The organism is Staphylococcus sp. Mo2-1 (assembly GCF_046721385.1).
GTDB classification, from domain to species: Bacteria; Bacillota; Bacilli; order Staphylococcales; family Staphylococcaceae; genus Staphylococcus; species Staphylococcus equorum_A.
In genome coordinates, this window is the sequence record NZ_JBEUUK010000001.1 from 2,323,657 (window position 1) to 2,338,131 (window position 14,475).

Consider the following 14,475-nt stretch of genomic DNA (forward strand, 5'->3'; position numbering starts at 1 on the left):
ATTTTCAATGAGATTAGCCACCTTTATTCCAACTTGTCTGTAAAAATATTTTACTACACGATCTGCTTCACTCCTATCTTTTCTTCACTTTTTGAAAAATTCACCTCAAAATATAAAACGTTTTCATTTTATTAATAAGAAATTGATACATTTTACTTTGTACATGGTACGCTATAATTAATAAAAATATTACTTATTATATTAAATGGATAGATTGTATAAGGAGTGAACTTGGATGAAAAAAGTTTCTATCAAAGATGTAGCTAAAGCAGCAGACGTGTCTTTGACTACGGTCTCGCAAATTTTAAATAAAAAAAGTAACCGTTTTTCAGAGGAAACAGTAAACAAAGTCATTGTCGCTAAAGAGCGATTAGGCTACTTCCCTAATAAAAATGCGCAACAATTACGTGGTAGCAATACAAAATTAATCGGTGTGCTATTACCAAATTTAACTAATCCATTCTTTTCCACGATGATGCAAACTATGGATGATCATAAACCAGATGATGTCGATCTATTCTTCTTAACCACAAAGGAAGATAAAATCGAAGAAGGTATTATGCATCTTGTCGAACGAGGCATGGATGGTCTGATTATTGCGCAGATGATTAAAAACCCGTCTCGTTTAAATCAATATTTATTAAATCATAACATTCCATATATCGTACTAGATCAAAGTGATGACCATGGATTTACGGATATCGTAAAAACAAATGAACGCAATGGTGGTGAACTTGCGGCCGCACATCTTATTGATTACGGCCACACGCACATTTCAATCATTCAACCTTATAATTTAACGAGTAATATGAAAGCAAGAACAGATGGTTTCATCAAATATTGTGAAATGCATGAGATACCATCGCCTATAATTATCGAAACCCTTTTAAATAAAGAAGGTGGATTTGCAGTCATCGATGAGATTATAAAATCCAAATCCAGTGCTATTTTTGCAACGAATGATGAGATGGCTATTGGTATTATGCGTGGTCTCGCTGATAAAGGGGTTCGCGTGCCACACGATATTTCAGTAATTGGATTTGATGATATAGACATTGCAAAGTATCTTGTTCCTGCCCTTACAACAGTTGCACAGCCAATTAAAGAAATAGGCGAGTCAGCATTAGCTTTAATCACGCATAAGCTAAAACAAAATGATGCAACTTTACATAATGTTGCTTTACATAATGAGTTAATTATTAGAGAAACAACGCAATATTTAAAAAAATAAAACACACATAATATAAGACCAAATGATATGTCATTGATGCTTAATTCGAGTTAGCAGTAATCAATTTTCAGTTTATCATTTAGGTCTTATATTTTTTTGCATGAATGAAAGCGTGTACAAAAATAGAAATTGGTGTTATTATGACGTAGTAAAACGTTTTACTAAATCGTTTTACCTAAAAATTATCACTACATAAATATATATAGAGGTGTCTTATGGATATTATAGCAATTTTAATTGGTCTTGGACCATTACTGGGTTGGGGGCTATTCCCTACCATCGCATCTAAATTTGGTGGTCGACCAGTTAACCAAATATTTGGTGCAACAGTAGGAACATTGATTTTCGCATTATGTTTCGCATTCATTCAAGGTGTCGATTTCCCAACAGGAATGAACCTTATATTTTCATTAATCTCAGGTGTTGGTTGGGGCTTTGGACAAATAATTACTTTTAAAGCATTTGGTCTAGTCGGTTCTTCTAGAGCTATGCCAATCACAACAGCGTTTCAACTTTTAGGTGCATCCCTGTGGGGCGTTTTCGCATTAGGTGATTGGCCAGGAGTAACAAATAAAATTATCGGATTCGTTGCTCTACTTGTTGTACTCATTGGTGCATATATGACAGTTTGGAGTGAAAAATCAGGACAACAGCATAATAAAAAATTAAGAAATGCAGTTATTTTACTACTTATAGGTGAAATAGGTTATTGGGCCTACTCTGCAGCACCTCAAGCAACTAATATCAGTGGCATGGAAGCATTCTTACCACAAGCAATGGGTATGGTGCTTGCCGCAGTCATTTATGCATTTATGAATATGAAACAAGGCAATGCTTTCTTAGAGAAAGTCAGCTGGAAACAAATTATTTCAGGATTATTCTTTGCATTTGGTGCATTAACATACTTAATTTCTGCACAGTCAGATATGAATGGTTTAGCGACAGGATTTATACTGTCACAAACATCAGTAGTGTTAGCTACGTTAACAGGTATTTATTTCTTGAATCAGAGAAAAACACCAAAAGAACTTATCGTTACTATTATTGGACTTGTAATCATATTAATAGCAGCGACAGTTACAGTATTTATTAAATAAAGTATAAGATGGGAGATTTAATTATGAAAAAAACAAAGGTATTAAATAGTCATGTATCACATGCAATTGCAACATTGGGGCATTTTGATGTAATAACAATTAATGATGCGGGCATGCCGATTCCAAATGACGAACGTCGAATTGATTTAGCGATTACTAAAGATTTACCACGTTTTATCGATGTTTTAGAAAACGTGTTATCCGAAGTTGAAGTTCAAAAAATATTTCTTGCAGAAGAAATTAAAACGCAAAACGCTGACCAACTTAAACAAATCAAATCATTAATTGGTGACAATGTAGAAATTTCATTTATTCCACACGTAGAAATGAAACAAAATTTAAATCATTCACTAACAAAAGCTAATATTCGTACAGGGGAAACGACACCATTTTCAAATATTGCACTTGAATCTAACGTGACATTTTAAAGAAAAAAGGAGAATATACTATGACAAATAAAGTTGTAATTATTGGTTCTACCAATGTAGATAAAATTTTAAACGTAGATCGTTTTGTTAAACCGGGAGAAACGTTACATCTTCAAAATGCTCAAAAAATTTATGGTGGCGGTAAAGGCGCAAATCAAGCACTTGCAACTGCACGCTCAAATGCCCAAACAACTTTTATTTCTAAGATTGGAACTGAAGACGATGCAGATTTCATGTTAGAAGATTTTGAACAAGCGCATATTAATACAGACTACATCATGACAACAGATACTGCTCAAACAGGTCAAGCATTCATAACAATTGATGCTAATGGACAGAATACAATTTTAGTTTATGGTGGCGCAAATATGGAATTAAATGACACAGATGTAAATAAAGCAGCTGATGCGATTGCAGAAGCAGATTACATTATTGCTCAACTTGAAGTGCCTGTACCTGCGATTATTAGTGCTTTTAAAATTGCTCGTGAAAACAATGTCACTACCATTTTAAATCCAGCTCCAGCAAGTGAATTGTCTAAGGATTTACTTACTTTAACTGATATTATTGTGCCAAACGAAACAGAAGCTGAATTATTAAGTGGTATCCCAGTTACAGATCGTTCATCAATGCATCAAAACGCAGAATACTTTTTATCTTTAGGTATGAAAGTTGTCATTATCACACTTGGCGAGCAAGGGACTTATTACGCAACAGCAAATTCTGCTGGTTTAATACCTTCGTTTAAAGTGAAAGCAGTTGATACAACAGCAACAGGTGATACTTTTATCGGTGCACTAGCAAGTCGTCTCAATATGACAGACTTTAATATAGAAGAAAGTATTACTTACGCAAATAAAGCGAGCTTCGCTTACAGTCCAAGTTGAAGGCGCTCAAAAATCAATTCCATTAGAACAAGATGTATTGAAAGCTTAAAGATATACTACTTATTTTATGCATCATCAGATAGTTCATAATCATTGCACATAAATAAAGGCGGTTCTCATTATTCTGAGAGCCGCCTTGTTCATTTATTTATATTTATTTACAAGTGCTTTAGGAAGATGACAGTAATCATCAGGGAATCTTGTTAGTCTATCTTGATTTTCTTCTGCACTTTTCACGTAATTTGTCAGTGGTAATACTTCTGTTGCAATCAGATGATGGTCTTCAATTGCGTCTATAAACGCTTGCGCCTCTTTTAAATGTTTGGCGTCTTCGCTGTATAATCCTGTTCTATATCTTAAGCCAACATCTTCACCTTGCTTGTTTACACTATAAGGATCAATAATTTCAAATAGGTATCCCATTAAGTCTGTAACTGTTACTTTTTCTGGATCAAATGTTGTCTTAATGACTTCTACATAACCATCATATTCTCCATCGAGTGTATCTGTAATACCGTTTGCCCTACCGCCTTCTGTATCTGCGACGCCAGGCAAAGTTTTAACAAAGGCTTGTACACCCCATAGACATCCGCCTGCCAAGTATACCGTTTCCATTTACATCTCTCCTTTTTCTACTAACAATTATCAATTCAGTATAGTAATAACCACATCTATTTGCAATTACTTATAGTTTAGCGCTTTCAAAGGTATATGATTGATTTTTTGTCAAAAGGGAAAACATTAAAGTAGTACACAAGGAGGAATTACATGCCTAAAGTTGAAGAAAGAATGTTAGAAGATATCGAAGAAAAACCTTCAAGATCACAAAGCGATTTAAGCTCTGAAAAAGAAATGCGGCAAAATGCCTTTGAAAGATTAGGCAAAGACGTCGTAATCATCGAAACTTTAGCAATTATGAACATCATTTTTGCTATAAGTACAATTGGCTTAGTGGTTGCACTTGTTTGCACAAACAAAAAGAAATAAGTTCATCATAGCTACTTCTAAATTTTAAGAAGTATAAAATAAATGCTATACACCTATGCTCTTTTCATGGTTATCACTTTTAAAGTGACGGCTTTGAGAAGAGCATATTTACTTTTCTATTTCTTAGAATGTACTTTTCATATATAATAAAAATATTGCACTAATTTAAATTAATAAATTGAATATTATCCTTTTTTTGTTATAATGCAATAAGGAGAATTTTGTTCTTTTACTCGAAATAATGAGTAAGTAAATTATAAATGAAGCATCACACTGCTTCAACACAACCAACCACTTCAACCATAAATTTTATATTAATAATAATGAAAAGAATAGATTAGAGGAGAATCGAATTATGGATTATAGAGTATTATTGTATTATAAATATACAACACTTGATGACCCCGAAACTTTTGCCACGGAGCATTTAGAATTTTGTAAGGATTTAGAACTTAAGGGTCGTATTTTAGTATCTACAGAAGGTATCAATGGTACTGTATCTGGAACAGTCGAAGCTACTGATAAATATATGGAACAGTTGAAATCAGATGAAAGATTTAAAGGGATTACTTTTAAAGTTGATGAAGCTGAAGGACATGCTTTCAAAAAAATGCATGTACGTCCAAGAGAAGAAATTGTTGCACTAGATTTAGAAGATGACGTTGACCCAAGAGAATTAACAGGAAATTACTTATCACCACAAGAATTTAGAGAAGCTTTATTAGCTGATGATACTGTAGTCATTGATGCAAGAAATGATTACGAATACGATTTAGGTCATTTCCGTGGTTCGGTTCGCCCTGATATCACGAGATTTAGAGACCTCCCTGATTGGATTAAAGAAAATAAAGAGCAATTCATGGACAAAAAAATTGTCACTTATTGTACTGGCGGTATCCGCTGTGAAAAATTCTCTGGTTACTTATTAAAAGAAGGCTTTGAGGATGTTGGTCAACTTGAAGGCGGCATTGCTACTTATGGTAAAGATCCGGAAGTAAAAGGTGAATTATGGGACGGTAAAATGTATGTCTTTGATGAACGTATTAGTGTAGAAGTTAACCAAGTAGATAAAACAGTTGTGGGCAAAGAATGGTTCGATGGTACGCCATGCGAACGTTATATCAACTGTAGCAATCCAGAATGTAACAAACAAATTCTTGTTTCTGAAGAAAATGAAGAACGTTATTTAGGTGCTTGTACATACGAATGTGCAACTCACGAAAATAATCGTTATGTAAAAAAACATGACATTAGCGAAGAAGAAAAAGCAACACGCTTGGAAAACTTCAAAAATCTTGTAAGCCAATAAATAATATAAAACACTGTTATGCATGATGCATAACAGTGTTTTATTTATCGTTTCACTCGTGTTATCAAACTTTCTACTAACCCTTCAATACTACTATTAATAACTTCTATATTTTTGTCAATTATGTTTTTGTCACCATTAAACCAAATTGGTTTCATGCCTACATTAAGTGAACCAGAAACATCATTTTCCCAAGAATCTCCTACAAATATTGTATGTTCAGGTTTGATATTTAGCATATGAGTCACTTTTAAAAAAGCGACACTATCAGGATTTTCACTTCCAATATCTTCAGATATAAATATATTACTTTCAAAAACCTTATTTAATTCTAAACGCGCTATCTTAGTCATTTGTTCTAAATTTTTCCCGTTAGTTAATATACCTATATTCACCCATTTTTTTAATTTATTAAGGTGATCATTTAATATTATATTAGGTTTAATATGTTGAATAATAATGTCAAAAAATGCTAAGAAATATTCATGAGCTTCTTTCGTTGTAATATTTTTCTTAAAATATTTTAAGCTTTCAATTAATCGTAGTTGCCTAAGTTCATCTAAAGTTATCTCTCCACGACTATGTTCCGACCAAAATTTTTTATCGTAATAAGTATAAATTTTCAGGAATTCATCATATGCAATATCTTCTGCATATGATGAATGGTTGAAAATTTGTTTATTCGCAATTAACCATAAATCATTGAAAGGAAATAAAGTATTATCTAAATCAAATAATACTAATTCTGCATTTTTAATTAAAAACCCCTCCTTAAGAGTAATTAACGTCGTTACATAATAATTATAAACCGCATTTTCACTTTTACTATGATAACTTTTTAACAAAATTATGAATTTTAAAGCTTGCTCTCCATAAATTTAATTCCTTTATGCGTGCAAACTAAAAATATTATATGTGCAATAGTCCAACAGATATAACCTGTATAATGAAATTGAAAAATTGGGCTAACTGCCATATAAATTAATAATGGATACAGTGCTAAAAATGAAATCATGGCACAAATTAATGCCATATAATAATAATTTCCCCACTTTTTATAAATAAAATAGAGTGAAGCATAAAGTGAAATTGTAATACCTACATGAATTAGAAATTCCAAAATAACATTTGAAGCATTGTCATCTATTAAAAAATCTATATTCAGTAATAATGCCGTTAAGTGCATCGATTTAAATAAATCGAATAATAAAGTAGTCAAAAATAATATAATTGCTAACGTCAAAGCTATGATTAAATGTGCTAAAAGTTTTTTCATAATATCATGTTATTCCCTTACACCCACTAGTTAATCAGCTTTTAAAATAAATTTACTTACATATAAAAATCCCTGCCTCTACATGTGTAGAAACAGGGATTAGTTTATTCACTTAACTATATTTAATTTTAATTAGACATTACTGCTTATATTATGCAGTAACCCATTGTGAAGCACCTTCAGATTCGTAAAGATCCATTGCCGCTTGATCTTGTACTGATTCTGGAGCTTCAGTTGGTGATTGACCTTGGTATTCTTCAGGTGCTACTGAATCCCAAGTACTTTGTAAGAATTGGTATTTACCTGCCGCACCTGATGAAGGGTTAACAGCTTTAAGGTCCCCACCTGATTCACGTTCAGCAATTCCTTTTAAGTGATCATTAACTTCTACAGATGAACCACTTGAAGCCTCACTTGAGCTAGACTCATTTGAACTTTCTGAAGATTGAGTTGAAGTCGCTTCTTGTTGTGGTTGTTGAGTTTCTTCAGTTTGTGGAGCTGATTGTTCAGTTGGTTGCTCAGCAGTTGCTTGTTGTGCTTGCTCTTGTTGTGGTTGAGCTTGTTGTTGACCACTATTAGTTGAAGCTTGCTCTGATGAACCATTTGAACCTTCACCATAGCTCCAAGTAAAGTTTGTACCATCTGATTGGAAGTTATAATTTACGCCATCTTGAGTAAAGTTATGATTATATGAACCCTCTTGTACGGGTGCTTGATTTAATTGTTCAGAGTTTGATTGAGCTTGTTGCGCTAATTGTGCTTGGTCTACGTTTTGTTCTGAAGCGTCAGCTGAATTTCCTGCTGCTCGCTCCTGTTACGCCTAATCCTACTGCTAAAGTTGATGCAATTACTGTTTTTTTCATTATTAATAATCCTCCTAAGAGATAATTTCTATTTTATAGTTTTAAAATTAATTCGTAATTTCAATCATCGCTAAGACGATTTACTTTCCTCAATTAATTTACAAGACCTACTGTAACATCTATAAATAGCCCGTGGGTTACAGTGAAGTTAAAAAAACAATCGACTTTTTACACTCCCATTACACTAAAAATCTTAATAATTTCCAGAAAATTCAACCAAAATCCTCTCATGATAGTTCATAAATAGAATACTTGGCTTTACCTCTATGTAATCTCTATGTAATTAGTGTGACAACGGTGTATCTTTACACCAATAGTATATAGTTGCTTTTTACTTCGATTTATTTTTATTTCACGTTATTTAAAATACATTATTTTTTATTTCTACAATATATTTATGTCATTGAATTTATTCTACAATATGATAATATAATATGTTGATATATTTTTAATTATTTTTTAATATTGCGTACTAACTATGTAAAGCATTATATCGATTTGGAGGAGTTCAATGTTGATCAATGTCCTTTATGAGGATAATCATTTACTTATGGTCGAAAAACCTATTAATATACCAGTACAGGCTGATGACTCAAAAGATGAAGATTTATTATCTATGTTAAAAGATTACATTAAAGAAAAATATAATAAACCAGGAAAGGTTTACCTTGGTTTAGTACATCGTCTCGACAGACCCGTCGGTGGTGCTATGGTTTTTGCCAAAACATCTAAAGCTGCATCTCGCTTATCAAATGAACTAAGAAAACAAAACTTTGATAGAACATATTTAGCGGTTGTTCATGGTGCACCTGCAAAAAAACAAGGTGAACTTAAAAATTATCTCTGGAAAGATCGGAATAAAAACATCGTACATGTGGTAGATTCAAGAAAAAAAGAAGCAAAGCAAGCCATCTTAGACTATAAGATGATTCATAATGCTGAAAAGAAAAGTTTAGTCGAAGTACAATTACGAACTGGACGCTCACATCAAATTAGAGTGCAATTTGCGAATCAAAACCTACCATTATATGGTGACCAAAAATATGGACAACATATAAATAAACCTGGTCAACAAATTGCTTTATGGGCATCGCACCTTAGCGTAAAACATCCGACTAAAGATGAAATTATATCTGTAGAATCGATCCCAAGCGAAGGCATCTGGTCACGTTATTTGTAATACTTGCATTGCATTCATACTACGCTTGCATTTCCTCGGAAATATTTTAATAACAAAAACAATAGGCTGGGACATATCACATGTCTTAGCCTCAGTTTTTTATATTGGCAGTGGCTGACTGAATTGAAAATGCGCTTATATCAATCTTTTATAATACTACTACTTCATTTATGAAGACAAGTAGTTCTTATGCAAGAGCTTCAGCTCTTGTATTCCATTTTCTAGTCAGCTGAGCCGGGGTGGGACGACGAAATTTTATTAGAAAAATTAGATTTCTGTCCCACTCCCTTGTTTTATTTATCTCAAATTATTTATTAAATCAAAAAACCTGCCTCTATATTATAGAAGCAGGTTTTGAATACTTTATTTAAAATAATTAATTACTGTTTAAATTATGCAGTAACCCATTGTGAAGCGCCCGCAGTGTTGTAAAGTTCAACTGCTGCCGCATCTTGTACTGACTCAGGTGCTTCTGCTGGAGATACACCTTGGTATGCTGCTGGAGCTACTGAATCCCAAGTGCTTTGTAGGAATTGGTATTTACCTGCCGCACCTGATGAAGCATTGATAGCTGTAATGTCGCCACCTGATTCACGTTGAGCAATTGTTTGTAAATGAGAGTTAACATTTACTGATGAACCACTTGAAGCTTCACTTGAGCTAGATTCTTTTGAAGTAGATTCTTGTTGTGGTTGTTGAGTTGTTTCAGTTTTTGGAGCTTCTTGTTGAGCTGGTTCAGCTGGTGCTGATTGTTGTGCTCGGCTCAGCTGCTTGTTCAGCTGGTGCTTCTTGTTGAGCCGGTGCTTCAGTTGATCCTCCACCAAAGCTCCAGCTAAAGTTTGTACCATCTGATTCGAAGCTATAGTCTGTACCGTTATGATTAAAGTCTATGTCATATGAACCATCTTGAACAGGTGCTTCATTTAATTGCTCTGGATTTGATTGAGCTTGTTGCGCTAATTGTGCTTGGTCTACGTTTTGTTCTGAAGCGTCAGCTGAATTTCCTGCTGCTCGCTCCTGTTACGCCTAATCCTACTGCTAAAGTTGATGCGATTACTGTTTTTTTCATTATTAATAAATCCTCCCAGAAAGATAATTTTCATTTTTTATTTTATGCGGTTGAATTTCAATTATTTAATTAAAAAATAATTTACTGCTTCAACCAACTCACAAATAATACTATAACATCCATAAAATGTTTGTAGGTTACAGTCAAATTAAAATATACGTATGTTCATTACATCTAAATTACAGTGAAAAAGTGACTCATTATGACTAAAAAGTGAAGAAAAGCTTTGATGAACGTCTGTAAACAGATTAATTTAGAATATAAGCACGTAATATTTATGTAATTTGTTTGTCAATTGTGTACAATTCCACCTTATTTTTCCATTTGCAATTTATTGAAAATCCTACTTGCAGTCTTTTTAAGAGTTATTTTACTGTAGTTCTATATAAATCATACAAATCAATTAGATAACAAATTAAAAAAACCGTTCAAATTTTCATAATTTGAACGGCCTTCTAGATTCTACTATTTAGATAGTGCTATTTTAATATGCGCTAAGTGATGTTCTTCGTGCCAAGATAATTTTGCAACTTTTTCAGCTACGGTTATCTCGCCACTATCTTTTAACGTAAATGTTTGTACTAATTGATCTTCATTTAAATTGTTAGCAATTGCTACAATACGTTCGTTCATACCTTCTAGCATCTTAATCGAGCTTTCGATGGGTAAGTCGTTATCCGGCAACATCACCCATTCATCTTGAATAAATGCTGGTACTGTCGGATTATTATCTGTGAGCGCTAACTTCAAACGCTGATACATATTTAATTGAGAGTCAGCAATATGATGTACAAGTTGACGCACTGTCCAACTCCCCGCACGATACTTTGCATTCAACGCTTCATCATCTAATGAATCTACAGTCTCTCTTAAGCGTTCAGTATAACCTTCTATTTCTTTCGCCCATTTTTGAATATCATCTAATGTTACTTTATCTGGTATTTCTAATTCTCCTATTGGAAACCTTACATCCATTTAATCACCTTATTATCATTTATTTAAATCCCGCACATTACTCTACATCATTATTATTCTCTGTTTCTGTATAATTAAACATTTTATAAAATACACACAAACTTTTCAGTCATTGTAATGTAGGTTCTCATCCTCTTCTTTTTATTTTCTGCTTAACTAAAGGCATTTTTATGAACTTTTTAATATTATAGTGAGCACGTTTTAGGTATTTGATATTATAAAATTGAAAAAATAAGAAAAGGAGCACTTTAAAGATGAAACAGCATTCAACTAAGAAGAAAAACACTACATTTAAACCGCTTTGGTTAATCATTAGCGTCATTGCGCTTGTGGTTATCATGGTATTACCAACGCCAGATACCTTACCTTTCATGGCTAAAAGTGCATTAGCTATCTTAATATTCGCCGTTATCTTATGGGTAACTGAAGCAGTCACTTATCCTGTATCTGCGGCGATGATTGTCGGTTTGATTATCTTGCTCTTAGGATTTAGCCCCGTACAAAATTTAACTGAGTCGCTAGGCAATCCACAAACAGGCGGTAAAGTTTTAGAAGGCAGTAGCTTATTCGGTACGACTAACGCATTGAAGCTTGCTTTTAGTGGCTTCTCATCTACTGCTATTGCACTAGTAGTCGCTGCACTATTTTTAGCTACTGCAATGCAAATTACAAATCTACATAAACGTCTCGCACTCATCGTTCTTTCTATGGTAGGTAATAAGACCAACCGCATCGTTATTGGCACAATTATTGTTGCCATTTTTCTAGCTTTCTTTGTACCTTCAGCAACTGCGCGTGCTGGGGCAGTTATTCCTATTTTGTTAGGTATGGTTACTGCTTTTGGCATTTCTAAAAATAGTAAACTTGCCGCTTTACTTGTCATTACGGCGGTCCAAGCTGTGTCTATTTGGAACGTAGGTATTAAAACGGCAGCCGCTCAAAATATCGTTGCCATCAATTTTATTAATGATCAATTAGGAATAGATATTTCATGGGGGCAATGGTTTCTTTATGCTTGGTCCGTGGTCTATCTTGATGTCTATTGCACTTTATTTCATTATGCTAAAAGTAATGCCACCAGAAGTACACGAAATATCTGGAGGCAAACAACTGATCAAAAAACAATTACATGAAATGGGACCTGTCACTGCTAAAGAATGGCGTCTCATTGCTATTTCAATTGCATTACTTTTACTTTGGTCTACAGAAAAAGTGCTACATCCGATTGATTCATCTTCTATTATTTTATTAGCGCTAGCAATCATGTTAACCCCTAAAATTGGTATTATGACATGGAAAGAAGCTGAGTCTCGCATTCCATGGGGTACGATTATTGTATTTGGTGTGGGTATCTCCTTGGGTAATGTGTTATTAAAAACAACTGCTGCGCAATGGCTAAGTGATCAAACCTTTGGGCTGATTGGCCTTGAACACTATCCATTAGTGATGACGATTGCTTTAATTTCTTTGTTTAATATATTAATTCATTTAGGTTTTGCAAGTGCCACAAGCTTGGCATCTGCATTAATTCCAGTGTTTATTTCACTCACGATGACATTAGATTTAGGAGCGCAGTCTATGGCCTTTGTGCTCATACAACAATTTGTAATTAGCTTTGGCTTCTTACTTCCTGTTAGTTCACCACAATCTATGTTGGCATATGGTACAGAAACATTTACCGTTAAAGATTTCTTGAAAACAGGTATTCCAATCACCGTTATTGGTTACTTACTTATCGTATTATTTAGTTTTACTTACTGGCAATGGATAGGTTTCATTTAAACACTTTTAGTTATCTAAAAAAGCGAACGCACAATGATTAAAATTGAGCGTTCGCTTATATTTTCATATCTATTTCAACCACTTGCCTGTTTCTAATTAAACGTTTTTCCAAAACCTACAATGATATCTTTATATTGATCTAATGAGTCTACTACGGCATATTCACCATCTCCATGCCACGCATCACCAGAAGGTCCGAATTCAATTGCTGGCACATCAAATCTTGAAAAGTATCTTGTATCTGCAAAGCCATGCTGTCCAAAAATATTAGCTTCTTGATTGCCAGTTACAGATTTGATTTCTTTTACAAGGTGTTGAATATAAGGATTGTCAATTTCATTTTTCACACTAGGACCTGACATATGCACAGCTATTTCATCATCTGTAACACCTTTAATTTGTTCTAGAATGTCATCTTTATCTTGGTTAGGTAAATAACGAATATCAATTGAAAGCGTACATGCATCTGGTACTTTGTTATAAACCTCACCACCAGAAATTTTAGCGAGATTGATTGAGGGGCCATCAAAAATATCTGTAGATTGTTTTGCAAACGGTAAATCAATTATTTTTTCGTATACTTCATACGCTTTTATAATGGCATTGTCACCTTCCCAGGGTCTACTACCATGTGCTGACTTACCGTTTAATTGAACATCAAATTGTAAAAGGCCTTTAGATTGATAGCCAATTCCAATTTGAGTTGGTTCAGCACAAATCACGAAATCACCTAAATAGCCTTGGTCAGTTAAATACGCAGAACAATTATGGCCACCAATTTCCTCGTCTGTAACTAATTGAAGTTGAACGCCGGCATCACCTAAATCAGCATCTTGAAGTTCAGTCATTGCAACCATAAATGAAGCGACGCCTGCTTTCATATCAGCAGAACCGCGTCCATAAATTTTGCCATCTTGAATTTCAGGGTCAAATTGTGCTTCTTTACCACTCACCACATCAACATGTCCATTTAGAATGAGTCGCTTACTACCTTCGCCTACATTACATATAAGCATCTTATAATCATTGTTCGTTATAATTTCAGGTTTTAGTCCCTGTTCTTCTAACCACTGCTTACAATAATCAATGGTTTCATTTGCAACTTCTTGATTAGAACTATCAAAAGTAATTAATTTTTGTAATAAATCCAACGTTTTGCCCATTCAATCTACCCCCTATGCTTATTTGTGCAAAGTATAGTATATTATCTGAATATTGACAAGATTTAAAAATTTTAGTAACATTTGGTTAACACGAAATTGAAAAGGGTTTCAATAATATGATTTTAGTTTTTTCCAAGTGAATAACAACTAAGCAAAGGCGCTTATATCTCAATTAACAAAAATTGAGTATATAGGCGTCTTTTTGCGTATTAAGGGGAGATTATATGA

Annotated in this window: 11 protein-coding genes and 4 pseudogenes; 8 read left to right on the forward strand and 7 right to left on the reverse strand. The window is 33.6% G+C overall.

Annotated elements, in window-relative coordinates; translation table 11 throughout:
* Positions 1 to 235: 235 nt before the first annotated feature.
* The 4 genes and pseudogenes from rbsR to rbsK all read left to right on the forward strand — a co-directional run bounded on the left by rbsR (position 236) and on the right by rbsK (position 3,692).
* Positions 236 to 1,231 (forward strand): ribose utilization transcriptional repressor RbsR, encoded by a 996-nt coding sequence (gene rbsR, locus ABLV95_RS11760; protein ID WP_460875773.1) that lies wholly within the window; start codon positions 236 to 238, stop codon positions 1,229 to 1,231.
* Between the two features lie 215 nt (positions 1,232 to 1,446).
* On the forward strand, positions 1,447 to 2,328 hold the full coding sequence (gene rbsU / locus ABLV95_RS11765) for a ribose/proton symporter RbsU (RefSeq protein WP_460875775.1): 882 nt from the start codon (positions 1,447 to 1,449) through the stop codon (positions 2,326 to 2,328).
* Between the two features lie 23 nt (positions 2,329 to 2,351).
* Entirely contained in the window at positions 2,352 to 2,756 is a 405-nt protein-coding gene (gene rbsD, locus ABLV95_RS11770) for a D-ribose pyranase (RefSeq protein ID WP_427705920.1), read from the forward strand.
* A gap of 20 nt (positions 2,757 to 2,776) precedes the next feature.
* Positions 2,777 to 3,692 (forward strand): annotated as a pseudogene (rbsK, locus tag ABLV95_RS11775) (ribokinase).
* Positions 3,693 to 3,787: 95 nt separating this feature from the next.
* Here rbsK and ABLV95_RS11780 read toward each other — a convergent pair.
* Positions 3,788 to 4,258 (reverse strand): peptide-methionine (S)-S-oxide reductase, encoded by a 471-nt coding sequence (locus tag ABLV95_RS11780; RefSeq protein WP_069818080.1) that lies wholly within the window; start codon positions 4,256 to 4,258, stop codon positions 3,788 to 3,790.
* A gap of 153 nt (positions 4,259 to 4,411) precedes the next feature.
* Between ABLV95_RS11780 and ABLV95_RS11785 the strand changes: the two genes are divergently transcribed.
* Complete coding sequence (locus ABLV95_RS11785) at positions 4,412 to 4,630, forward strand: hypothetical protein (protein WP_460875777.1); 219 nt, start codon at positions 4,412 to 4,414, stop codon at positions 4,628 to 4,630.
* A 355-nt stretch (positions 4,631 to 4,985) separates the two neighbouring features.
* A complete protein-coding gene (locus ABLV95_RS11790; protein WP_460872143.1) occupies positions 4,986 to 5,939 on the forward strand; it encodes a rhodanese-related sulfurtransferase in 954 nt (317 codons plus the stop codon).
* Positions 5,940 to 5,983: 44 nt separating this feature from the next.
* Here the strand turns inward: ABLV95_RS11790 and ABLV95_RS11795 are convergent, their stop codons facing one another.
* The 3 genes and pseudogenes from ABLV95_RS11795 to ABLV95_RS11805 form a co-directional block, all read right to left on the reverse strand.
* A complete protein-coding gene (locus ABLV95_RS11795; RefSeq protein ID WP_460872144.1) occupies positions 5,984 to 6,784 on the reverse strand; it encodes an HAD family hydrolase in 801 nt (266 codons plus the stop codon).
* A gap of 11 nt (positions 6,785 to 6,795) precedes the next feature.
* Entirely contained in the window at positions 6,796 to 7,215 is a 420-nt protein-coding gene (locus ABLV95_RS11800; RefSeq protein WP_427705910.1) for a hypothetical protein, read from the reverse strand.
* Positions 7,216 to 7,366: 151 nt separating this feature from the next.
* Positions 7,367 to 8,078 (reverse strand): annotated as a pseudogene (locus ABLV95_RS11805) (transglycosylase family protein).
* Positions 8,079 to 8,589: 511 nt separating this feature from the next.
* Here ABLV95_RS11805 and ABLV95_RS11810 point away from each other — a divergent pair.
* Positions 8,590 to 9,258 carry an RluA family pseudouridine synthase gene (locus tag ABLV95_RS11810; RefSeq protein ID WP_427705908.1) on the forward strand — a complete coding sequence of 223 codons (669 nt, stop codon included), beginning with the start codon at positions 8,590 to 8,592 and terminating at the stop codon, positions 9,256 to 9,258.
* A gap of 392 nt (positions 9,259 to 9,650) precedes the next feature.
* Here the strand turns inward: ABLV95_RS11810 and ABLV95_RS11815 are convergent.
* Positions 9,651 to 10,327, reverse strand: a pseudogene (locus ABLV95_RS11815) (transglycosylase family protein).
* 465 nt (positions 10,328 to 10,792) lie between these two features.
* A complete protein-coding gene (locus ABLV95_RS11820) occupies positions 10,793 to 11,302 on the reverse strand; it encodes a YfiT family bacillithiol transferase (protein ID WP_069832559.1) in 510 nt (169 codons plus the stop codon).
* A 254-nt stretch (positions 11,303 to 11,556) separates the two neighbouring features.
* Here ABLV95_RS11820 and ABLV95_RS11825 point away from each other — a divergent pair.
* Positions 11,557 to 13,084: pseudogene (locus ABLV95_RS11825) on the forward strand (DASS family sodium-coupled anion symporter).
* Positions 13,085 to 13,176: 92 nt separating this feature from the next.
* Here the strand turns inward: ABLV95_RS11825 and ABLV95_RS11830 are convergent.
* Positions 13,177 to 14,247 (reverse strand): M20 family metallopeptidase, encoded by a 1,071-nt coding sequence (locus tag ABLV95_RS11830; protein ID WP_460875780.1) that lies wholly within the window; start codon positions 14,245 to 14,247, stop codon positions 13,177 to 13,179.
* Between the last annotated feature and the right edge of the window lie 228 nt (positions 14,248 to 14,475).